This window comes from Mucilaginibacter sp. dw_454, assembly GCF_018449775.1.
In the GTDB taxonomy this organism is placed as follows: domain Bacteria; phylum Bacteroidota; class Bacteroidia; order Sphingobacteriales; family Sphingobacteriaceae; genus Mucilaginibacter.
In genome coordinates this window covers 81,651-105,626 of the sequence record NZ_JAAVVB010000006.1, presented here as the reverse complement: position 1 = coordinate 105,626, position 23,976 = coordinate 81,651, and the positions used below count along the sequence as shown (strand labels likewise).

Genomic DNA, 23,976 nt, shown 5'->3' with positions numbered 1-23,976 from the left:
TTGAGTCTATTTCTGTTAGTCGTACTTCTTCATCAAATCAATTATTGGCAGAAAATTGAGCTCATTTGCAAATGATGCCGGGCTTTTGTCTACTTTATTTTTATGATTTTTGTCTGCACCATTTTTTAAAAATAGTTCTAAAACATCCATACCTGTCAAATCCTTTCTGACATTGAATACAGCTGTCCATAAAGGTTCGTTACCGTATTTATCCTGAATATTTAGCTTGCCATTATATTCCAAAATATATTTAGCTATTTCATATTGATTATATACAGCACAATAATGTAGTGCAGTATTTTTTTTTATATCTTGTATATTAACGTCTATGCCGTTGTCAACTAGAAAACGAGCTAAATCATAGTTGCCATGTACAATTGCAATCTGTAAAGAGGACGTATTTTCAGAATCTACTGAATTGATCTGATATTTATTTTCTAAAATAAAGTTTTTAAAATCATTAATCTCAGATTGTTCTAATTTACCAAACGGACTTAAAAATTTCATATATTATTTATTAATCATGTTTACGTGATCTATTTTCGCTATGGTTTTCTGGTTTATAATTATCGGTATTATTATATTCATCTAGAAATTGTTTTTGGTTTATTTTACCTGATCTCAGATCTTGCAGTAACTTTTTATAGGTTCGACTATTAAGATGTCCCATATCCCATTGTCCTGCCCTTGGTTTACTTTTGTCCCAAGATAATGGTTCACCAGTATTTGGGTCTCTTACTACGCCATCCAACGAATTTTTAACTGCATTATCCCAAACTTTTTGAATAACAGCTGTTCTAAAAGTTGGCCTGTTCTTAGTATATCTTGCGGCCAGAGCTTCGCCGTTTTCGCTGGTAGTTTTTGCAACTAATATACTGCTTTCTTCATTTATCGTTTTATTAGCGATCTCATTACTAATCGGCTGTTCCAAGTTGATTGCCTTTGGCATCTCTATAGGAGTAGATAGCTCATGGAATAGCAATAATTGAGGAACTACTTCATAAGTATGCAAATCAGTAAGGGAAACACTTAGATCATGCATTTGTCTTTTAATAGGCGTCCTAGATATGTCATCCAATGAATGAAATGTATTATCTATAGCTTCATCAATTGGATTAGAGGCGTTTGGCTTTAATCCATCTATAAAAATATAATTGCCAACATCTTTACTAAGTGTTAATAAACCCCCTAAAGTTCCATTCCACAAAAAAGCCATCGTGTTAGTGCTACCATTTTTCAATGCATCGGTAAAAGTTGCCGCTTTAAGAACCGGCTGATAATCCCAATGATAATTGGTATTATCTTTTTTGAAAAATTCTTTTCCATCAAAATCAATTCCATCAATTGGCCTATCACTTGCGAACTGATACGAAGACAGCATTGGATATTGATTACTTATCGGGTCCACACTCAAAAACTTCCCTATCCTCGGATCATAAATCCTTATCCCATAATCCTGCTGGTTCCCCACCCCCTTCACCTCATTATCATTCTCCTTGCCATTAAAGCCATAACGGTAATTGCTGCTCTGGGTAAAAGTTCTACCCGGCATCAGGCCGCCAAAGGCGTAGTATTCATTGGCGGTGTTAACGTCGGCGTTATAATAATCAATACTGGTGCCGTTGCTGCTATGTTGTAGCCGGTTGTCGCTGATAGTGGCCAGTACGTTACCCAAATGGTTACTGAGTTCATACTCGCGTTTACCCGTGGTATCCCAAACGGCAGTTTCATTGGTCGCGGCTAAGTTTAGCCTCGGTTGCCATAAGCCTAAACGGCTACTTCCGTACAACTCCTGCTCTTTCCAGTTGGTGCTGCCTTGCTTGTTGTCGTACAGCGCTAGTGCGTTGCCTTGTGCATCGCGGATATACCAGGTGGTTATCCCGTTTGCCGTCTGGCTTGTTCTTTGGCCCGATGGGTCGTAAGTATAGCTGATCAGTCCCCTGCTATTCGTCAGGTTTTGTATTTTACCATACACCGTCCAGTTGATGTTGCTAATAGTATCTCTGACGTCAGCCGTCATATTGCCTATCGGGTCGTAGGTGTAGTTGTTGATGGCTTGGTTGTTTAGCCCGTATGGATAGTTGTTGGTCGTGATCTTATTAGTAATATAATTGAGCTGGTTATTGCTTAGCCTACCGTTGGCGTGGTTATAGTTATAGGTCAAACTATCCATCGCTGCAGCAGCACCTTGATTGCGGATAGCCGTCAAGATATTGCCGTTACCGTCATAGCTAAAAGCTTCATTATAATCTGTCACCTGTGTAACGCCGGTGCTTACCTTGTAAACATTCGTCGCCTTGATGCGGTTAAGCTGATCGTATTTATAGGTATAATAATGCCATGGGTCCGTCAGCTGCGGAATATTCATACTCGTGGCTGCTATGTTGCCATTATACAGGCCGTTGAAGCTTCCTAAGCTAGTTGGCGCAGTAGCAAAGGGATTGGTACCTGCAATATTATTGTAATCGTTATTGTAATAGTATAAGGCATAACCATAAGCATCCCTGGCTACTATTGACGAATCCCTGCCCATATCGAGGCTGCTTTGTACCGCCGTACTATTCACCCCTTTCAGCCAGCCTTGCAGCGTATAAGCATAGTCGGTGCCTTGCACTTTGCTGCTGCTGTCGCCCAGCTCCATCCTTCTCAGCGGACCATGTATATAATAGGAGTAAGCTGCGTCCATCTTTTTGTTGTTGGGCAGCAGCGTACTGTGGGTCAGTGTGTCGGTTATGGCTGTCGTACCGCTCCAGGCCAGGCTCAGGCGGTTATCGGCATCATAGCTGTACTGGTAGTAAAATGCATCAGGCTGGCCGTCCTGGTAACGCACGAAGTTTACTTTGCCGCTTACCAGGTCGTATTCATAGTCAATTCGCTTTAAGCCGGTATTCGTGCTGTTTTGGTACAGGCCATCCACCTGCTGCCACAGGGTTTTAACATTACCATCCAGATCATAATTATAATACGTGGCCCGCAGTACCGGGCTGCCCTGCGTTTCGGTATAAGTGCTGGCCGCTACGCGTTTTCTTAAGTTTGTTTGATTGGGTATCGTGGCGATGCCGTTGGTATTGCCGCTAACCGTCGGTACCGGGCTGTCATAATACGTATGGGTGATCTGGCTGTTGGTACCCGTGGCATTGAACGTAGCGATCGTAGCATTGCTCACATAATCCGGGTTGCCCAACGTGCCGGTGGTGTTTTGCTGCTGGCCGACTTCCGTGATCCGTCCCAACTGATCATAGCTGGTATAGCTCCAATTGCTGTTTGGCCGCTGTTTATCGTTCTGCGAGAACACCAATCTGCTCAGCAGATCATACCAGTAGCTGTTCGTCCCGCCATCCGGCGAAGTTTGCTGCGTGACCTGGTTGGTCGCATTATAGGCATAGGTGGTCTGCATCACCTGATTAGGATAAGTATCGATAAGCGATGTTTCATCGCTCGTGGCACTGTTGATCGTCGTCGGTGGCGCGCCCGGCGCAGGTACGTTGAAACGGTACCAGCCGGTATAAGTCAGATCGCTCGCCGAGAAGAAGATGTTGTTCGCATCGGTCGTGATCGTTGCCGGGCTGAGCAAATGGTTATACAGCAGCAAATGTTTCAGGCTCTGGATGCTGTCCGGTAGCGTTACCGAGCCGGTATTGGCTTTGATGGTAAAGCCGAAAGGTGCCGGCGTGCCCGCGGTGCTTACCGTAAGCTGATGGCCGTTCACCCAGATCTGCGGCGTGCTTGTCGCCGCACCCAGGTTATTGCCCTGCAGCACCACATGCGTAAACGGATACAGCGGCAACAGCGTGCTGATATCCACCTGGTAATGGCCCGTCGCCGGCAGTAGCTCGTAAGTACCTGCCAATGGCAGGGCTGCCGGGAAGACATCGATATTCAGTGTATTGCCCGCCAGGCCCACCTGGAAGAGGTACTGGTTGTCTGGCGTGCCCTCTATCCAGTGGTAATAGGTCTGGCTATTGTTATACAGCCACATCTCTACCGCGCCGGTACTTGCCGAAAGGGTGGCCGATAAGCTCGTCATCGCCGCGGGTAAACTCGATGCCGTTTCAGGGCCGTTATACGTATAGCTCACCGCCGCCGTGTCCTGATCGCGCGCCCGGTCGATATACCCAAACTGGTTATCGTTCATCAGCGTCACGCCTTCCGGCGGTACCGTGCGCACCAGGTTATCCGCCTGGTCGTAATAGTACAGCGTATAATGATACTCCTGCTGCACCGCCTCAAAATTAGCGTTCGCCTGCGCCAGCTTGCTGGTATTGATATAGCTCGTCCGGAAGTTTTGACGCTGCAGGGCGATATAATTAGCATAATCTGCAAGGCCGCTGTTAACCGCTGTCGACACCCCATTTTTTACGCAATCGTAAGGGTCGGCATTAATCGTACTATAAGGCAGCGTGTTGCACAGCAGCGCCGCTGTGCCCGTATCAAAGGCTGCATAACTGTCATAGGTGAGCGAAAAGCCCCATTTCTGGTTCATGTAATTGCTCAGGATGGTCTGATAGTTAGGGTCAGACATAGACAGTGTGCCGCCAAAGGCCGTGTTCATATCCGCCTTAGCCGTCACATACGCCGACCGCATCACACAGCCCTGCGAACCGGGATCTAAAAATACCGGCGGCGTTATATCATTCGCCAGTATAAACCGGCAATTGGTGCATGAGTTTTGCAGCGTGTCCAGGTCGGCATGGCTCAGCGTCATGGCGCTGCCATAGGTGCTCACCAGATAATTATACAGCGTTTGCCCCGCTGCAGTCGCCTGAGTGCTATAGTTTTGCAACATAGTGCACAGCGCAGCATTGCTGTTACTGATAGTTTTAGCCACAGACTGTTGCGGCGGACTATAAGGATACGGCGCACTGATCAGCCATGGGTTAAGCAGTGAGGTATAATGGCCGCCACCCAACAAAATACTTTGTATAGCCGGGCCAAAACCGGCATAAGGTGTAGTCAAGCCCGGAGGAAGCGTACTTGCCCCCATCGGGTGTGTTTGATCTCCCGCTTGTGAGCATATCGAAATAAATGCCGCTGTAAGGTTGTTGATCTGTGTAGACGTAGCACCCATGGCGGTAAGGCCCGGTTGCAGATTGCTTATCCAGGTAGCTGCATTGGCATCGCAAATACTCGCGGCTTGAGCCTGTATAGCAGCCAGCGCCGGACCAATAAGCGACGCACTATCAACCCCGGGCACATTACCGGCAGTAATACTCGAAACAACCGTAAAACGCGATATTTTAGTGGCATAAGCCGTTGGGCAACTACTTACCGGCGGCGGTTGCGGGTTGTTTACGCTAAAATCGGTACAAGCAGTCGCTCCTGAAAAGTTACTTATGTTTGAAAGCTCAAATACACAATGAAGTGCCATTTGACAGGCTTCGTGAAAAGAATTAATCGCCGAATAAGCAAATGAACCTGTATGTTGACCTGCTGGTATACCTACTACTGCTTCAAAGTCGTCTAAACCAATCTGGGTAAATTTAAGGAGTACGGCCACCGGGTTTACTGCATTTACCGGGTGTCCGGCTGCATCTGTAAGTGTTACGGTAGTACGCCCCCCCGAAAAATGCATGGTATGACACGTGTTTAGCGCGGTTCCATCAAATCCATCGGTAATATTTGCTATCCAGGTAGGGTCATTACCATAACTAGGCGGGCTGCCGCAATAAACGGTATCAATTTTAATTACACTTATTGGCACATCAGCGGGCACACAAAACGTTTGCTGGCTGCTGCCCGCATTTAATATCACAGAGCGGGTAAGCGTCCGGGCGCTATCAACGGAAGGGTAGTATAGCGTCACCGTCATCATCTGGCTTAGCGTACCGGGGTTATAAGTAACTACCGCCGTCTGCATGCCCCCGCTACAGGTTGGCGTGCCAACATAAGGCTGTACGCTAAAATCACTGATCGTTGGGCAGGTTCCCGGTAAACCGCTTACTACCGGCTGGCCTACCGGGCAAAGGGTACCGCAGGAAGCATTGCGCAGCAGGTCATAATATTTTTGTTTAAGCTGCAGGTAATTATCGCGGTAGGTGGTCCACTCACGGTCGGCAACGCGGCAGCTAACAGCGGGGGTGCATTGCGTCCAGTTGCTGTCAACCGGCAGGCCGGTATTAGTATTGCCTGTTTTATCTGCACAATACAATAAATAATCGTCAAAAGCTATCAGGCCTTTCACTGTCGCAGTGCTAAGGTGCATTACCTGGCTGCTGTAATTGCGCAGGTCGCTTTGCATTTGCGTTATATAGATATTCCCCGGTCCGCCTGGTACAAAGAATGGGTCGCCGCGCAATAACCAGTCTGCTGCGTTGGTATAGCTGTAATGCAGCGGCGGGCCAGCGGTAGGTATCGATGGCACATCCGATGCCCTGTTAAAATCTTGCTGCACCCTCATATCCCAACTTTCGTATGCCTGGTTGGCTATGCAAAATTGCAGTTTACAATATTCCGGGTGATATTTTAAAAAATACAACGCCCAGGCAGGCTGCCAGTAAGTAATCAGCTGCTGAACAGTAAAAGCCGCGTCATTTGGCGAGGTTATGGTACTATCCGGTAACCTGATTTCATTCTTTATATAAGTGGTATCGGTTGACGGTAAAACCGGAAACACCACGCGCCAGTTTTGATGCGCTGCACCCGGCAAAGTTTCTGTGAGTACGTTAATCTCCGGCTCCAGTGCATTACCGCTGGCATCAAACAAGGCATACTGCCCACCCGGCGATACATCGCCCTGCATAGCGTCCTGCGTTGAAGTACAAGGTGCATAACTACAATTAGCCTGTAAAGCATTGCAACTATCTTTCAAAGACGTATATAATGTGCCGGCCCATGTATTAAATGAAGTACCTGCGACACCTGCCGAGTCGAGTCCGACTGCAACACATTTAACTTTCAGCATTTGTACAAAATCTGCCTGGCCGCCCAGCAACGTTTCGCAGGTATGGCAATCGCTGTAGCATCCCGAAAGGTTCAGACTGTCGAGGTATCGTTTTTTAATATAATCAAACTGGTGCTCAATATACCCGCTGTCAAGCCCTTTACTGATAAAGGCATCTGTGTAAGCCTGTATCACATTATTATCAAACGCAAACTGAATATTGACATTGTATTCGCCTATTTGGTTTACAGGCACGTTCAATGCGCCGGTATAGAGAGTGGTATCGCCGGGGGTACTTACGGTGTCGCCAATTTTTATTGGGGTGCTTGTCTTTGCCACAATATCCCCGCAATCATCGCTTACAACGGCAGTCATTTTATAGTAACAATTACTGTAGATCTTAAATGTACCCGGGTATTTATTGATCAGTCTTTGGATACTAAATTTCAAGGTATCGGTACCGGTTACCGAAGCCAGGTAAGTGGTATTTGCTGTAAGTGCCAAAGCAGAACTGTTGTAGACAAACTGCTCAGGCTTTAAAATATGGATATTCTTACTCCCGGCGCTGTTAACGGAATGGTACGACGGAATTGTATCCAGCATTGCCGGCACCGTCCCGGTAAGCGCTGTAGCTACGGTCTTTCCACTGGCATTCAGATAAGATATACTGATCTGACCGTTAGGGTCCATCACCATGTTTTTAAGGTAATGTTCTGCATAGCCCGCATCATTGCCAAATAATTGATCAAGCTCCCATTGTTCGGGCTTGCCATAATAGTATTTGGTAGTTTTACTGGCTGCCGGCCCACCTGATTTACCCGGCTGAAATGCTGCCCCCACACCGCCCTGCGATTTGATACGCCCGGTATTATCGCCCGTATATTGGGTGACTGAAATTGGGTAGCCCGCCGCATCAGGAATATAATTATTTGTACTAATATTTAAATAATCATTTTGCGCAGAGTAGTACCGGGATGCTCCTGCCAATGTATTCAAAGGGTCGGGGTTAAGTTCGCAAGCAGCCGCAACGGTGCCTGCCACATTAGCAAAAGTGTAAGGCTGATTTAGGGCATTTACATTAAATTTCGGGATATAGTGGAGATACGGTGCAGTCGGGTCTTTATAAGGAGCAGGCAAGATACTGGCCGATGGCCGCCCAAAATCGTCATAGATATTTTCCTGAGCAAGGGCAACCTTGTCTGTATTGTTAATGGTTACGGTTTGCCGCCCGCGCAGGGTACCGTCAAAATAACTGATCACTTCTTTTTTCTTCCCGTCTTCGGCAAATGCCGCCGAATATTGCCAGTTTTGGTTTTGCTCATTCCAATTGAGCCGGAATATGGCGTAGAATCCGGCATTTTTGTAATCCCAATTACCGGCAACCCTTACGCCGGTTGTTTTATCGTATTGTATCTGCCGTATACGTACCAACATTATACTATCTGTAGATACAGCTGATAAGTTGAGGTTGCGGGCAGCCGTAGTGATCCTGCTGGAATTATTACGGAAGGCCTGCGCCAACGCAGTGCTTACAACTACATTATCGGGGATGGAAGGAGTGGAGGTACTATTTGAGATCACAGTAAAGTTGCTGTTGCCGCTGTTAATGGTGGTCCACTCCACATCATATTCATCTGCCGAGGCAAGCGGTGTCCAACTTAACTGCAGTTGCCTGGCACCACTATTCATAGTATATGCGGCACCAATATTGGTTGAAGCTGTAAACGGATAAAGCCGGTCAATTACAATAGCGGTATTTAATTGTACTGCCGATGCGGGTACTGTACCTGATGTGCCCGTTACCGTAACTATTACTTGATAAGCGCCGGGTATATTATATACATCTATGCCTTTATACTTTGCACCTTGCCCGGGCACATAGCTAACACTAAGCGAAGTATTTACCGTAGATAATGTACCGCCGGGACTTGTATAATATTGAATTTGAAGATTAACTGTATAACTAAAGGCAACGCTGATGAGTACGTTATCCATTACCTTTAGGGCAACCGTACTTTGTATTGATTTGGTTAGGTAAGTGCTCCAGTTAGGGTCAGAAAATTTACTGTCTTGCGTAGTATAGCTTGCACCGGTTGTAAAAGGACCGGTTAAATTATTTTGATTGGTTTCTATCCCGGCAAAACACTTGCCGGCAACGAGCATAAGCCCGCTGCTAAATCCAATCAAAATAAACAGGTGTATAATTTTACGCATCTAAAAAAATTTAGTAGTCCGTTTTTATTAACTGGTAATCTTTAAACTCCTTTGTCGTTTTCCATGTGCCGTTTACATGCTCAATCACATTGTTTTTTGAAAGATATCTGGTAACATCTGCCGTATTGTCCCAGGTGTTAATGCTTACATCCACTATCTTTTCGTTACCTGTTCTTAAAGGGTCATTAAAGTTGCTCAAGCGCATATACAGGCGTTTAATCTTCATATTTCGCCTGTTAAAGGTTAATGCATATTGCTTGCAGGTGATATGACGCTCGTTAATAAGTGATATGGTTTGCTCGTCGCCGGTTATTTTGCTGCTCAATTGATAATTTTCCGATCTGATGGTGGCTCCTATGTCGGCAAACTGTTTCAAGCCGGTATCGTAATTCACCGTTTTCTGCCTGGAAAACATAATCCTTTTAATGCCGTAATCTATGCACAGGTAAACACCCTGTTCATTCAGGGTAACTGTTTTACCCAACTGGTAATAAAACTCATCGGCCTGCTTACAAAACAAAAACGAAACATGGTTCATTCTATCTGCCGGGTTTGCTTTATCATTAATATCAATTATGCCGCCCAGCGTATAGTTACCTTTGATATCTCTCATTTTTTTACATAACAGTTCAAATTTGGCAAGTAATGCCTTATCGGGTTCGGCAGCATGCCGAAGCGTATCATTGCAAAACCCTGTACCATAAAAGGCAAATACTATGAGTGTCACCAGGTAAGCTGCCAGCTTTATTTTTATCGTTTTCAACATCTGCTGTAATAATTATGGCGTTGTATTGCGTCTATAGGTTGATCTGCTTTCTTTTAAGGTCATGATGCCTTTTTCGGTTTCCTTTTTCACTCTTACCAATAATCCCTCATCATCATATTCATAAAAAGTAGCAAAACCATTTTCATCCAGTTCGGCCATTAAACGCATGGTTTTATCATCATAAGCATAGCTTTTCATTTGCGCATCAAAAGGGTGCATGCGGATGTCGTCAACATATACCGTACCACCGGTGGGTATTATGGAGAAGTTGACCGTACCGCCAGTTCCTATTACCAACGACATGTCCATGGTGCCTTCTATCAGCTTCCAGCCCTCAACTACTGCTTTGCATTTCAGCGGAACATCCATATTATTCATGCTTAATGCAATATGAACGGATCTATCATTCGGAAAGCCGTCTTTCGTCCAGGCATTAAAAATGTATTTTTTACCAGTGTAGGGTTCAAACCCATTAGGGTACAAGCCTGTTATATTTTGTGTGATGTATTGTTTTTGACCATCAAATGCCAGGTAAGACACTGTTTTTTGATGAACCGTATCAATAATGGTTGACAGCGTAACACCATCCGACGGTAACAACACACTATAATTACCGCTGTGCGACATCGTATTTACTGCCAATTGTTTAATTGACTTGCGAGTTGATGGCTGTATAAACTCCCGGATATTACAGGTATCCGTATTGCCGGAATTGCCAAAAGTGAAATGGCTGTCTTCCAGGCTGGCCGCATAGATCTCCCGGTTCATGGCATTGGATGCCACGGCGGAAGGCAATTCGCCATTAAAATCAAAATTGGCAGCACTGAAACGGTCTAAAGCATCTTTATTTTCCAGTTGCTGCCCGTATTTATCGTATAGCGTTACTGTGTTAGCTGTTATCCAACGGAAGCCGTTAGGGTTTACCGTCCAGGTCCCAGCGTTTGCATACCAATAGGAATAAAAGCTATTGATATAGCCTGCATTTTTTACATTAACAGCCTGGTTGTTTAAGTTGCTTGAGAACGCGTAATTGCGGCTTTGCTGAAAAATTTTGGTTTGATAAGGCCGCCAGTTGCCAAGATAGCCTGTGATGTAGGGATTGACTACGGGCGATTCGGACAATTTTACATGATACCTAAGATTAAAAAATGGTGGCGGTGTTGTATCAATTACACATTGATTAACTGCCCCTGCCCAACTCTCATCAAAAGTAGTCGCCGAAGCATTAATTACCTTCATTGCCGTCAAATCACCATTGGTATTCAACTGCAAATGATTATCAACTGTAATCGGGCTATTCAAACTTACCAGTGTAGATGCTCCGGCCGTGAGCATATTGCGAAAGCCTGATCTTACTATTTTAACCAATGCCGGAGGATTATAGCTAGCATTGATATTACCGTTACGGTCAATCAGTTTCATGGTATTACCGCTGCCCGATGCCGCCTGGTTATAGATCACCCAGTAATGGATACCAGTACCGGTGTCCACTATTTCATCTCCGCCATGTAAATAGCTCACATAGCCGTTATAGATCTCGCCATTGGCATTGGTGGTAAATCCGCTGAAGGATACCCCTAGATTTTGGTAAGCAGCCCCCATCCCATTGTAGATCCAGTAAGCCGGGATATTGGTAGAGTATATGGGCTTTTTAAATTCGTTTTGTGTGCGGGTTACTACCGGCTCGCCGGTTAACGCATCATAGGCCAGGTCATCAGTGGTAATGGATGAACCGTTTTGGGTTTTAACCACTTTACTGAGAATGCCATAACTTTGTATCACCTTTATCGCGCATGCCGAGCGGAATAATTTGTAATCATTATTGTCATGAACCGGGAGATGCGGTACTGCAAAAAATGGCAAGAAAGGAAGTATCGGAAAAACATCGGCACCAATATTTATGGTTGTCCCTGTGTTATTGGACTCTTGCTGCCTAAAATCGGTAAAGAAATCTATATCACGACCCAGTACTTTTTTGGTTATTTGCAAGGTGACGGGATCTACAACATTTACGCTATTATTCAAGGTCATTATGCCGCCATTATCTTGCGAATTATAATAGTAAGCCGTAGAAGATATTACAGCACCCGACTGATCAAGAACCGTGGTGGCTTTAGTTTTACCATCCATATCATTCAATTCAACACTATAGCCTTGCGATAGGCTGAGTTCGTCTTTACTGTCTGACCTTGTTAAGGAATAGGTTGAACTTGGCCGGTTGGAACTTGGGATAACAGGCAATGCGGTTACCTTAACCGGAAAATCTTTGGTGGTATAAAATTCGTTTACAATATAGCCCGTTGCCGTTGACGGATTGCCGCTTTTGTCCAGATCATTTACCGTTACCTTACTATAAGTTACTGTTGGGGCAGGATATAATGATTCGCAAAAAGGCATTTCCAGGTCAAAGTAGTTATTGATAGCTCCCTTAATATTTTCTATGTAAGGCACAGGCTGTTTTAAAGCATTTTCATCATTCCCTACTGATGGCTCATAAGTGGCCACCCCACTGCTTATTGTTTTACCGTTATCAGTAGTGGTATAACTATACGCTTGCCCGTAAGACGATACCGGGTTTGCGCTATTAGAAACATTCCAGGTATCGCTGATCTGGATCTTCTTTACACGTGCCGCCCCGCCAATTTTAGATGCACCTGTAATGCCAAGTTTTACAAAACTGCTTCCAAGTAGAACTGTTGTTGCGTAGTTCCTGCTGTTAGCTTTCTGATAAAAACTTTGTTCTAGTTCGCTCAGGTTTTTAGCGGCATTTGCCACTGCTGTTACCGCTGCTAAAACACTGTTATTATTAGTTTGCACCCGGCTGTCGAAACCGGGATACGCGTAACGCGGGTACTCATTCTTCATGCGCTGCCAGGCACAAATGCTCATAGGGTTTACAGTTACACCGCTTTCTGTTATAGGCACCAACATAATGTTGGCTTTACCGGCAGGTGTTATACTAACGGATTTTACCTGGCAATAGGTGGGCACAAAATCATAAGGCATGGGGTTGGTAACCGTATAATTGCTGGTTACCATATTTACACAAAGCTTGGTATAAATATAGTTTGATCCGTCCAAAAAATTATTTTTAAACCAGGTGGTGGGGTCGGCGCCGGCAGGTGGTAAATTAGCCGTGCCTATATTCACTCTTATTCCGTTGATGGCATTTAGGGGCCGGGTAGCGTCTGTACTTGATGAGTCAACAATTAATGATTCTATCTTACTCATTACCATGGCCTTTTGGTTTTGTACATACGCATAATCTCCAGACTCATAAGCGATATTTATGATACCACCCGTAGGCAGTGTAACCCGGTTAAGTTTCCATAATGCACTGTTTTGATTGGTATAAGAGGTATCCTGATTAGTATAAGGATATTGCTCGTTTGCCAGCATATTGCTATTTTCTGTGGCGGGTTTGTAGATACCCCATCTATCTGTACTGTTATAAGCATATTGGGGTGTGCTGGCTCCATTATATTGGCTTGTGGTGGTATTATACTGAAAAACGTAAGGGTGATATTTGCCCTTATCAGAATTACCATACTCAAACCATACTTTAGCAAGCGTTAGCTTGCCCCCCAATTTTGAATTAAGACTTCCTGCATCTAATGAATTTGGAATGCCCCGGCACAGTTCATAGGTATATTGAAATTTAACAACTTTTATAGGCCTGGTCATATCGGCTTTAGAATAAAGCCTGATTTCGCGAAGGCATTTTTGTGTATTGCTTACGTCCCTGTTGCCATTTTGCCAACCAGCCACACCAAGCCCATCCCGGCGATCTTGAGTTATAAAATAAGCTATTTTAGTTTTTGATTCGATGGACTGCACATACCAGATTTCTTTTTTACCATAAACAATGGTGCCTTTATCGTCGTCAGGATCTGCAAGTAAGCCCCGGTTTGGCGTAGCCCGGCTATAAGGCGTACGCCATTTATAGTAATGAGACAGTTTTGAGTAATTAAATTTTATGGCGGTACCCAAATCGTCATCAGTAATCCCATCGCCGGTTTTATCTACGTAATCTGGTGAGAGTATTGCGGTTAACAAATAACTGGTTGCATAAGATGGTTTATGCTCTTTATGGTAATAATTATCAATACCATTAGGATCGCCCGTGGGGCTGGAAATGCCCGGCGGCACATCTACCAAATTATTAGCGTCTCTGGTAGCCGGATTAATGGCGAACGAATATTCATCCTGGTAAACATTATAAACCGGTATGCCATATACTGATCTTTTGCCGCCATCGTCTGTTACGGTCATTTCAGAGATATGATGCGGTTTATGTATGTAAACAGAATCAACACCGGTTGGATCAACCCGGGGTAAGTTCACGTGGGTTGGATCAGCAAGGAGCGTATCCCTGACATAACTAGTAGAATCGTTAAAGCCATAAACAGGTATAGTCTTATATAAACCTGCTTGTGATGCTTCAGCAGCGGTTAAATAAGAGATCATCGTACGATTAGGCCGACGCGATGTTTTTTTAATAGGCGAGGAAATAGTTATAGCAGACGGTCCGCTAAGGTTACCCGCATTTCGAAATTCTGAATTGGCGGTCATGGATTGCGTGGCCACTTCTAACGCCTGGCTACCGCCCAATCGATTATCCAGATCCTGGTCTTCTAAAGTTTTTTCACCCGTCTGTTTAAAATAAACATGCTGCGCTTTAGGATTGGTATAGTACGGGTTCTGAAAATCCCCATTCGCCAGGTAGTTATTATTCGTTGTCCATTTACTTGTGGAGGTGCCGGCATTCTGTTTGTAATAAGTAACTCCTCCGTGAAACCAGGAACCCAGGCCAATATCGCCACCCAACGTACTTACTGTCGAGCCATCCTCGGACTGGTTATCAAAAAAAATTCCGGAGCCACCACGGTATAGTCTAAACTGACCACTGCCTGACTGGCTGGTGTATGACCAACTATCCGGCATTGGTATAGGGATGGCAATATTGGGTATGGTTGGGATAACCGGGTTGTCGTTTTCGCGGATAAAGTCCATTACGGCATCCTGGTTATCTTTGCCACGTTCGGCATACAGGAACCCAAAGGCTGGTTTAGGGTTATAAATGGTTTTTACCTGGCGCACGTTTTTATAACCCGTGCCGCCTAACGACCCGAATATGCCAATGGCCGCGCCACCGACATCAAAACTAAATGAACCATAATCGGACGTATAAGGAACCTGGATGGAGGGAGAAACGGGTTCGGTATTATAGGTAATACTTGAACCGGCTACATCATAGTCACCTTCCCCGCTTTTAATAGTTTCGCCTTCGGCATTCTTTACATAATTACCAGCTCCGAAACTTTCACCTAAGGTTAACCCTTTTAATCCGGAACGTGTGTTATAACCAAAGGTGCCGGATAAGCCTGCTTTTAAAAATAAATTATCTGTCGAATTTTCTTTAACCGACAAAGATATATAGGGTGAGACAGAAGCATCTACGCCCGATTGCGTGTTAGACAGTACGCCAGCACCTAACCCCGCTGTAAGAGAACCGTCATTAGACATGGAGTAGGATATGCCTGCGTTTACGCCTAGCTCTGCGCCTAAACCTGTATAATTATCGCTAAAAATGCCAAAACTGAATGTTCCCTGCACCGCTGGAATTCCAAAAAGTTCGGCTTTTGCCGTTAGCCTGCCGCCAACTGTAATTTTAGGTTTAACATAATGATCTGTTTCTACTATGTCTCCCGAAAAATCATCCGGAATTCCGCGCACCTGCCTGTTAACAGCTCCGGGATTTAAGTTCCAGCCTAACCCAACCCAGCTAGCCTCATCATCGATACCCGTATTTCCCTGATAATTTAAATTAACCGGATAGCCGTCTATGTCAAGCAGTGGTATATTATATTTTAAATTACCGGATTGAAGATCAACCATATCGGTAACCCCGGCAACCTGAAAACCAGTGATTTCTGGCTGTGCCGGTCCAGAAGTAAGTGCATAAGATATAGTTGGGGTAACCATATTTGTTGCCCATATCGCTAATAAGCTCAGTGCAATTTTCTTTCTTTTGGTAAAAAGATTTATCATATACAATGCGGTTCAGGTAATTCGGTTATTTATGGTAAAAGTTTCAAGCTGTATTGTTTATGATTTAAATATCTGTCCTGGTAGATCAAGTTCCACTTACCGGCTTTAAGATCACTGCTATTAAATGACAGCAGGTACTCAAAGCTACCTGCTACCCCGTTAGCAATAGGTTGTACTATAGCTGAATAAATTTTTTTGTTATTCGCTACTATATAAAAACAGCTATCCATATTATACACCAAAGCTGTATTTTTATTGGAAATTAGTTTTTTGGCAGGAATGAGCCTGACTGCATAATCATGGGTGGCATCATCTTTCTGACCGTCTTTGATTTCTTTAAACTGGATAAGCAGGTCATTATCTATTATTTGCTGCGCAGATAGGTTACCCTGCCTGCATGCAAACATGAATAGCGCAATGGCGCCTAAAAATAGGATTGAAATTTGCTTCCTATAGAAATTCATGTTAATAGCCGTTAGTTGTGCTTTTGAGTAGTTATTTTAATTTTTAGCCAATGCCTTTGTTAAAGCCGTTAGCTCTATTTTGAGCTGGTCTATTTGCTGTTGCTGGTTTTGTTGTTCTTTTTTTAGTTTTCCATTCTCTGCTTGTTCTTGAATAACATACAGCGTTAGCTCCTCAATTTTTTGTGTCTGTAGTTTTACCACTTCGCCAAGGTTTAAACCATCTTTAGTTACTTCCTGTTCGGTTGGCATGTCCGGTAAATGATGATTTGCGTCGATGTAAATTTTTAAATCTGCAAGTGATGGCAGGTAATACGCGGGCTTGAAAACATAATCAGGCCAGTTGGCTAGTTCTACTTTTACTTGTTTAGAGCGGATGTTGCCATTGACTGAGAGCGCTTCGCGTGGGGTTGTAGTACCAATGCCCACGTTACCGCCAAAATAGTTTGTCCCGGAACCTGAATATAGCGCATAACTATGCGTTAATGTGGTATTTGTGCCTGCCAATGGCGGTCCGGCAATGTATACCGTTGAAGCATTAACATAAGTAATTCCTGAATTAGTGGCTGACAGCGTTGCCTGAGCAAAACTACTCACCATATTATTATTTACAGACGCATTTGCTGCCGTTGAATTATCAATTAAACTATTTTGTCCTACATAAAAGTAGCCGCCTACTACGCCCCACGCAGCCTGAGTTCTATTTCCGGATATTTGAAGCGCTGTTGTGGGACTCGATACACCTAATCCAAGATTACCTGCCATATAGTTAACAGCAGTACCCGACATGTATAGATTGTATCTACCCGTACCCGCACCTAAGTTACCGAAGAACCCATAATTATTCGTAGCTCCTACTAAGCTATTTCCAGCAGCAAAACCATACTGATTTGTCACAGTTGATCCGGCACCAATCGTTGATTGATTAGCTACATAATGATATAGATTACCTAAAGTGAAAGACGCTGCTTGAGTACTAAGTGAGGTTGAATACCCAAGAGCAGTGTTAGTAACATCTGATTGAATGTTTTTTGATGTATAGTTAGCATAAGCCGTAGTACTTATTCCATTAGCAGTTAAGCTACCTGCATTATATAACGATACATTTCCGGTAGGAGTTGAGTTAATACCAACGTTACCAACAAAATAATTAAATCCTAATAGACTTCTAATACCATAAGCAGTTACACCTGTATAACCTATTGTAGCTACAGTAATACTAAAACCACTGCCGGAACCTACTCCATCAAAAGAAGCAGCGGCACTTAAAGCGTCAGCTACTGTGTAACCTGTACCATTAGTTGTAATATTCAAAGTGGTAACTGCACCTCCTGCTACAACAATTGTAGCTATAGCCCCGGTTCCACTTCCTCCTGTTAACGGAACTAATGTATAAGTTCCATTGGTGTACCCACTTCCTCCAGTTAATGTAGACGTAGCTAGAACACCAGTTCCTGGATTAGTGAATGTTGGGTTTATATCTAATGCTACTAAGTTACCATTATTAGCTCCAGCTGGGATCGATTGATGTATATAAGTACCTCTACTAGTAGTCCCATTAGCTATACCTGCTAAATTAATATCTACTGCTGCATTAGTTAAAGTACTGGTACCTATTCCTAGTTGTCCGGCTAAGAAGTTTGGAGCTGCACCTGCCATGTATAAATTCCACCTGTTAGTCCCCGATGGAATAGCTCCATAAAATCCGTAATTGTTATTAGCACCTATTAATGTAGACGCTACTGCAAATCCATATTGATTAGTAACCGTAGAGCCTGCACCAAAGGTTCCTTGTTGTGCACTGAAGTGGTATAGGTTACCTACATTAAATGAAGCTGCCACAGTAGAAGTTCCTGTAAGAAAATAATAAGCAGTGGAGGTTACATCAGATTGTATAGTACCAGCTCCATAAAACCCATATGATGTCGTTCCTCCGGTTAAACCTAAACTATTATATAAAGTACTTGCTATCTGTATAGTTCCTAATCCGATATGCCCACCTGTCGGATTTATGAGTAGATTACCTACACTATTAACTGTAAATGAATTATAATGAGTAGGATCATAAGCTAAACGTAATTGCTCTGTGGTTCCAATGACATGCAAAAAAGCCGAAGGGGTGGTGGTGCCTCCAATGATAGCATGGCCGGAATTTAATGAATAATTGCCACTTGTTCCTATTTGGGCCCATTGAGCGTAGGATATTTGGGAAATGAGTAGCATTGCGCAGAACAATGAGCTAATTTTTTTCATGATAAGATTGGTTAAGTCGCGTACCGATATAAATATAATCGGTAATATCCAAACAATCAAGCAGTTGTTAATATAAATTACGCATTATATTATTGATTGATACTACTGTGATTATGATTATAATCAGCTAACGACGACGGGTGCAAATACAAATGATATCTGAATCTATCTAAGAGTCAAATGGAAAATCACAACAACATTTAAAAGTGACTACTCTATTTCAAGTAGGTTCGAATCCGTAGGCGTTCGCGACTAAATATCGCAACCATATAATTATCAGATAATTACAGAGAAAACGGCCTTAAAGGGATTAGTGAACTATGAATTAATCCCAGAACAACTTTTAAAAGTACCGGCATCAAAAATTATTGTTTTATTGATACAATCGCAGTAGCGTAATTTACTCCAGGACCGGTTTTTTCTTCAGTGACCTTTATCGGCTATCAAGTTAACAGGGTCGGCGGCGTGGTGATTTCCAAAACGATACGAGTATCTAATTTACCCTAATGCTTCTGCTTAACCTTCCGGCCATTAAACTTTTGCACTCTTTTCCTTGTTTTTGATCACGATCATTTTGACGATCTTATCATTTTTAACGGTAAAAAAATAATCAAGATAGGTTGGGTCTGGAGCTTTGGATTTATCGTAATTTCCGTCGGTAAGAGCGGTTACGAGAAAATCGCCGTAATGTTCAACAATTCCGTTTGCTTTAAACGTTACTTTTGGCTCGATAATTTCCTTATCAGCCCAATTCTTGATTTGATCTTTACCCCAGAAATTCCTGGCAAAATCGTTGACTAAGGCGTCTTCTGTAAAGGTGGAGAGATACGTGTCGCCGTCATGGTCATTAGTTGCTTTGATAAAGGTTTCGATAACTTGGGGTAATTTAATTTGCCTTGACATAGCTTTTAAATTTGATTAAATAATAGGCCAAAGTTACCAGGTATTTAACCTGTCGCTTAATGCCAAAAGGTCAAACTATTTAGCCATCAGCTCAAATTTCTCAACTGATACTCTTTTGGTGTAACTCCGTACTCTTTTTTGAAGGCAAGAATAAAGCTCGACTGATTGGCATAGCCAACTTGTGCATAGACCGAGCCGGGGCGTTCTTGCGGGTGTTTCAGGAGATTAGCAGCGAGATGCATTTTTTGTCGGGTTAACCATCGCTGGGGAGATGTGCCATAGATATTTAAAAACTTACGCTTGAAAGTTGAAAGACTGGTATTGCACAAAAACGCTAATTCATCCAATGAGATCGGGGTTGTAATATGGCTTTCGGCTGCCTTTCGTAATTGCATTTCCTCGTTATCTTTTGCGATCATCGATAACGATTGTAATTTTTCAGGATTGGTTTGAAACAGATATAATAATAGTTCTTCCAGCTTGAGTAGTTTAAGCTGATCTGATAGTTTCGCCGGTAATTCTAATAAAAGCAAAACTGAATTGACAAAGTTGCGGATGAATACATCTTGATGGTAAGTGATAAAAGGTTGTTTGGCATTCTCTTTTAAGCTCCCATTACTCCCGCTTGTATATTTGATCCAGAAGTCGGCTAATACTTCATTGGTAAAATAGATCGCCAGATTATGAAAAGGGCCTTGTTGCGGGAGTGCCTGAGAGATGAGAGAACTGCCTTTAGAAAGGATCATTATTTCGCCAGCCTCAAGTGATGTAATATTGTAAGCATCGATAATTGTCTTTTTCCCGGCTATGATAATATCGACCATGTTTTGATGAATGATGCTTTTATTATTCGCCGAACGGGTAGAAGACTGGTGAGAACGGATGATAACCGGTTTGCCTTGCTCTTCTGCTGAATTGAAATCGTCAGGAAGATTATAAATTACCAATGCCTTTCAGATTAGAGATTAGCAAATTTAAACAATTAAATGAATGCTTATTTATGACACATGTTTATTGAAGTTGGTCCACTTATTTATTGGGTCTCTCCTTTATAAATTTCTCTGATAACCCTGTCACCGGGATTCCATGTTATGCATATTCATTCTTCCTTATAGTTAAATAACTATAACTTTTGACAAATCGACGACCCATAGGCCCTTAAGCCCGGCATAGGTTAGCTTATCCATTATCGCACCGTCAAAGCAGACGGTTTTGAAAGCCCGGTAAGATTTGTTTGTTACGGAAAAAGGCAGGCGGAATGATACGTTCCTGAGCGTCGCCCCCGTAAATGAAACATCATTCAGCGCAGACTTGTCAAACTGGACACCAATGAAGGTATGCCCTTCAAAACGCATTCCTCGCAGGTCAGAATATTTGAAATCCACGCCGTTAAAAATGCAGTTCTCGAAGATGGTTTGTCTAAGGTCGATCATGGTTAGCTTCACACTGGTTAGTTCTACATCTTTAAATTTTGTACCGGCCAATGACGACTTGTTGAAATCGGTGCGGACAAGGATGGATTTGCGGAAGCTCGCATCCGTAAGGTCAGTGATGGAAAAGGTGCAGTCTGTAAGATTTGCACAGTCAAAATTGGCTTCCTGCGCATTGCTGACCTCAAATAAGCTTCCGCTCAAATCTGCGCCGGTAAAGTCGGTACCACGCAACGGGCTTGCTTTGAATTTTCCTTTATGGAGAATAACACCTGCGAAGTCACTCCCATCCAGGTTGACCGCAGTGAGATTGATCTGCACCCCGCGCTCCGGCGTGCCAGAGGGGTTAGCAATATCCTGTGCACTTTGTTTATTGTCACTGGGTTGCTTAGTAACATTTTCATCGTCTGCAGATTGGAAGTTTTCCGAAAAATAGTTCAGGTCAACGCCCAGGATTTCCGAGAGCCGGTTAAATGTAATAATATCAGGGCTTGATTCTCCCCGTTCCCATTTTCCTATTGCTTGCGGGCTGATAAATAGAAACCCGGCAAGTTCGACCTGGGACATGTTTTTTTTCTTTCGTGCTTCGGTAATTCTATTACCGATCGTTTTTGTATTTAGCATAGTAAAATCTTTTTATTTGGTTCGACACAGCAAAGGTATTCGGCCGTATTTCCAGAATCAAAAAAATGCAGATACTTATAGTTGTATTTATGCTACTTATAGTTGTTATTTAACAAACATAACATGCATCGAGATGATTTTTTAATATTTCATTTTGATGCATGTTTTCATTGCCTTTAAAGGGTCGAATATTTAAAAAATCTTTTTAAAGCCTAGAATCGAGGATTTCTGATAAGCTAACACAATTGACATGACAATGGCTGATTGCCATTAGTCGGACCAGGGAAATTACATTTTGTAATATCACGAAATGATCACTTACCGCTAATAGGATGCCTTTAAGCAAAAAGGCACGATCATATAACATTTGTACAAGAAGTATCAGCTTTATTGCAGGTTATGAACCTACAAACATCAGTTTTACTTATTGAAAATGAAAGAAATTCGGGCCAATACTACATCACATCAGCATATTTTGTATTTTGTTATCCTGGCTTACCAGGTAAGAAGTAAGTTTTTTCCGTGTCTACAGGGTAACCGCAAAATGTAGTCTTCTCATTAGATGCTCTTTATTTATTCGGGGTTGTGGATCAAACAATATAGCAGACTGTCCAGCAGCTTAATATAAATCGATATTCCCTCTGCTATTTCACAGGTAAAAATATACTCATCGGGCATATGCGAACGGGCCGAATCACCGGGACCCATTTTTAACGATGGTATTTCTAGCCAGCCCTGGTCAGAACTGGTAGGAGAATTGTAGGTTTTTAAGCCGATATTCATTCCCGCCCTTACCAGCGGATGCAGCTGATTCATACAAGACGGCTTGAATATGCCGGGCCTGGCTTCAACCTCGCAATGTGTGTGCTCTTTAATGATCCCCAAAACCTCATCAGGGGTATAACAATCACTTAACCGAACATCAACGGTAAAATGGCATTCATGCGGGACTATGTTATGTTGAATGCCGGCACCTATCTGGGTAACCGTCATTTTAACCGGACCCATAAAAGCTGATTGCTTGGGAAACTGGTAGTTGGCGAACCACTGCAGATCTGCGAGCGCCTTATATAGGGCGTTATCGCCCTCGTTCCGGGCAGCATGGCCCGCAATACCATGGGTCGAACAATCAAGTACCATACAGCCCATTTCTGCAGTGGCTAATTGCATACCGGTAGGCTCGCCAACAATGGCAAAGTCAAGCTTGCCCAATTCTGGCAACAACGCCTTTAATCCATTCGGGCCAAAGTTTTCTTCTTCGGCAGTAGCTGCAAAACACAGGTTATAAGCCAAGCTAGGGCTGTCGTAAAAATGAATAAAAGTTGCCATTAGAGCTACCAGGCAGCCGCCCGCATCATTGCTTCCGAGGCCATACAATTTCGCCCCTGCAATTTCAGGGAAATATGGATTTTTGGTGTATGCACCGTTAGGCTTTACGGTGTCGTGATGAGAGTTAAGCAGGATGGTGGGTTTATCCTGTTGGTAATACTTATTGAAAGCCCAAACATTATTGTGTAAGCGTTGAGTTGCTATCCCACGCTTTGCCATAAATGCATGGATCAAATCGGCGGTTTCACTTTCATTACCGCTCATTGAAGGTACAGCTATCAGTCTTTTTAATAACCAAAGCGCATCGTCTTCCAACCTGGATGCCTCCTGGTTGGAAAATGAGTTTTTAATTTCTTGTAACATGATGATCGGCTTAATTTTTATTGGGATTAAAAAGCATGGCGGTACACAAGCAGTTAACACGGCCGGTGCTCTGCAACAAGTCATAATTAACACAACTTTTGCAGCCATCCCAAAAGGGCGCTTCCTGCGCTATATCTGCATACGTAACTGGCTCGAAACCCAGCCTTGTATTCATTTTCATGATGGCTGCGCCTGAGGTGATACTAAACACCATCGCTTCGGGATATTTTCTGCGTGATAATTCAAATATTTGCTCTTTGATGGCAGAGGCAACACCCTGGTTTCGATGCTTAGGCGATACAATCAAACCGCTGTTCGATACAAATTTACCTTCGTCCCAACATTCAACATAAGAGAAACCGGCCCACTCTCCCTGCTCTGTCAAAGCGACGATGGCTTTACCCGTATCAATTTTTTCTATTATTGAGGCGGCTGTTCTTTTTGATATCCCAGAGCCTCTTACTATAGCAGAACTTTCCATTTCCTGGATAATTTCGTCTGCAAAAACCACGTCAGCCGGTATGGCTGACCTCACAATTATTCGTTCTTCGTCCATTTATAAAGTTTATTTCAGTCGCGACACTAATTGCCTTTAACTGTAATTATGTTGGTGCCAAAAGAATGCCCATTTGGTTTGTTAAGGTCAATTATGTGCTTTAAAGCGTTTAAACCCATAAAATTTATTTAACGGCCTGGATGTAG

11 protein-coding genes are annotated in these 23,976 nt (G+C 43.2%); all 11 read right to left on the bottom strand.

Annotated elements, in window-relative coordinates; genetic code table 11:
• Nucleotides 1–15: 15 nt before the first annotated feature.
• On the bottom strand, nucleotides 16–507 hold the full coding sequence (locus HB679_RS17070) for an ankyrin repeat domain-containing protein (protein WP_214073230.1): 492 nt from the start codon (nucleotides 505–507) through the stop codon (nucleotides 16–18).
• A gap of 10 nt (nucleotides 508–517) precedes the next feature.
• On the bottom strand, nucleotides 518–9,094 hold the full coding sequence (locus HB679_RS17065; protein ID WP_214073229.1) for a GH-E family nuclease: 8,577 nt from the start codon (nucleotides 9,092–9,094) through the stop codon (nucleotides 518–520).
• 10 nt (nucleotides 9,095–9,104) lie between these two features.
• Complete coding sequence (locus tag HB679_RS17060) at nucleotides 9,105–9,860, bottom strand: hypothetical protein (protein ID WP_214073228.1); 756 nt, start codon at nucleotides 9,858–9,860, stop codon at nucleotides 9,105–9,107.
• Nucleotides 9,861–9,872: 12 nt separating this feature from the next.
• Nucleotides 9,873–15,911, bottom strand: a complete 6,039-nt coding sequence (locus HB679_RS17055; RefSeq protein ID WP_214073227.1) for a hypothetical protein — start codon at nucleotides 15,909–15,911, stop codon at nucleotides 9,873–9,875.
• A 29-nt stretch (nucleotides 15,912–15,940) separates the two neighbouring features.
• The gene (locus tag HB679_RS17050; protein ID WP_214073226.1) at nucleotides 15,941–16,375 is read right to left on the bottom strand and encodes a hypothetical protein; all 435 of its coding nucleotides are present in this window, start codon (nucleotides 16,373–16,375) and stop codon (nucleotides 15,941–15,943) included.
• Nucleotides 16,376–16,411: 36 nt separating this feature from the next.
• A complete protein-coding gene (locus HB679_RS17045) occupies nucleotides 16,412–18,625 on the bottom strand; it encodes a hypothetical protein (RefSeq protein ID WP_214073225.1) in 2,214 nt (737 codons plus the stop codon).
• A gap of 531 nt (nucleotides 18,626–19,156) precedes the next feature.
• Nucleotides 19,157–19,528 carry a hypothetical protein gene (locus HB679_RS17040; RefSeq protein ID WP_214073224.1) on the bottom strand — a complete coding sequence of 124 codons (372 nt, stop codon included), beginning with the start codon at nucleotides 19,526–19,528 and terminating at the stop codon, nucleotides 19,157–19,159.
• A gap of 86 nt (nucleotides 19,529–19,614) precedes the next feature.
• Nucleotides 19,615–20,475, bottom strand: coding sequence for an AraC family transcriptional regulator (locus HB679_RS17035; protein WP_214073223.1), 861 nt, complete (start codon nucleotides 20,473–20,475; stop codon nucleotides 19,615–19,617).
• Between the two features lie 168 nt (nucleotides 20,476–20,643).
• Complete coding sequence (locus tag HB679_RS17030; RefSeq protein ID WP_214073222.1) at nucleotides 20,644–21,582, bottom strand: pentapeptide repeat-containing protein; 939 nt, start codon at nucleotides 21,580–21,582, stop codon at nucleotides 20,644–20,646.
• Between the two features lie 573 nt (nucleotides 21,583–22,155).
• Entirely contained in the window at nucleotides 22,156–23,274 is a 1,119-nt protein-coding gene (locus HB679_RS17025; RefSeq protein ID WP_214073221.1) for a M20 family metallo-hydrolase, read from the bottom strand.
• A 10-nt stretch (nucleotides 23,275–23,284) separates the two neighbouring features.
• Nucleotides 23,285–23,830: a GNAT family N-acetyltransferase gene (locus HB679_RS17020; protein WP_214073220.1), complete on the bottom strand. Its 546-nt coding sequence runs from the start codon at nucleotides 23,828–23,830 to the stop codon at nucleotides 23,285–23,287.
• Between the last annotated feature and the right edge of the window lie 146 nt (nucleotides 23,831–23,976).

What these genes read in the sequence shown, in the direction of transcription:
- HB679_RS17070 (WP_214073230.1), bottom strand. Translation starts at nt 507, where the DNA reads ATGAAATTTTTAAGTCCGTTTGGTAAATTAGAACAATCTGAGATTAAT.
- HB679_RS17065 (WP_214073229.1), bottom strand. Translation starts at nt 9,094, where the DNA reads ATGCGTAAAATTATACACCTGTTTATTTTGATTGGATTTAGCAGCGGG.
- HB679_RS17060 (WP_214073228.1), bottom strand. Translation starts at nt 9,860, where the DNA reads ATGTTGAAAACGATAAAAATAAAGCTGGCAGCTTACCTGGTGACACTC.
- HB679_RS17055 (WP_214073227.1), bottom strand. Translation starts at nt 15,911, where the DNA reads ATGATAAATCTTTTTACCAAAAGAAAGAAAATTGCACTGAGCTTATTA.
- HB679_RS17050 (WP_214073226.1), bottom strand. Translation starts at nt 16,375, where the DNA reads ATGAATTTCTATAGGAAGCAAATTTCAATCCTATTTTTAGGCGCCATT.
- HB679_RS17045 (WP_214073225.1), bottom strand. Translation starts at nt 18,625, where the DNA reads ATGAAAAAAATTAGCTCATTGTTCTGCGCAATGCTACTCATTTCCCAA.
- HB679_RS17040 (WP_214073224.1), bottom strand. Translation starts at nt 19,528, where the DNA reads ATGTCAAGGCAAATTAAATTACCCCAAGTTATCGAAACCTTTATCAAA.
- HB679_RS17030 (WP_214073222.1), bottom strand. Translation starts at nt 21,582, where the DNA reads ATGCTAAATACAAAAACGATCGGTAATAGAATTACCGAAGCACGAAAG.
- HB679_RS17025 (WP_214073221.1), bottom strand. Translation starts at nt 23,274, where the DNA reads ATGTTACAAGAAATTAAAAACTCATTTTCCAACCAGGAGGCATCCAGG.
- HB679_RS17020 (WP_214073220.1), bottom strand. Translation starts at nt 23,830, where the DNA reads ATGGACGAAGAACGAATAATTGTGAGGTCAGCCATACCGGCTGACGTG.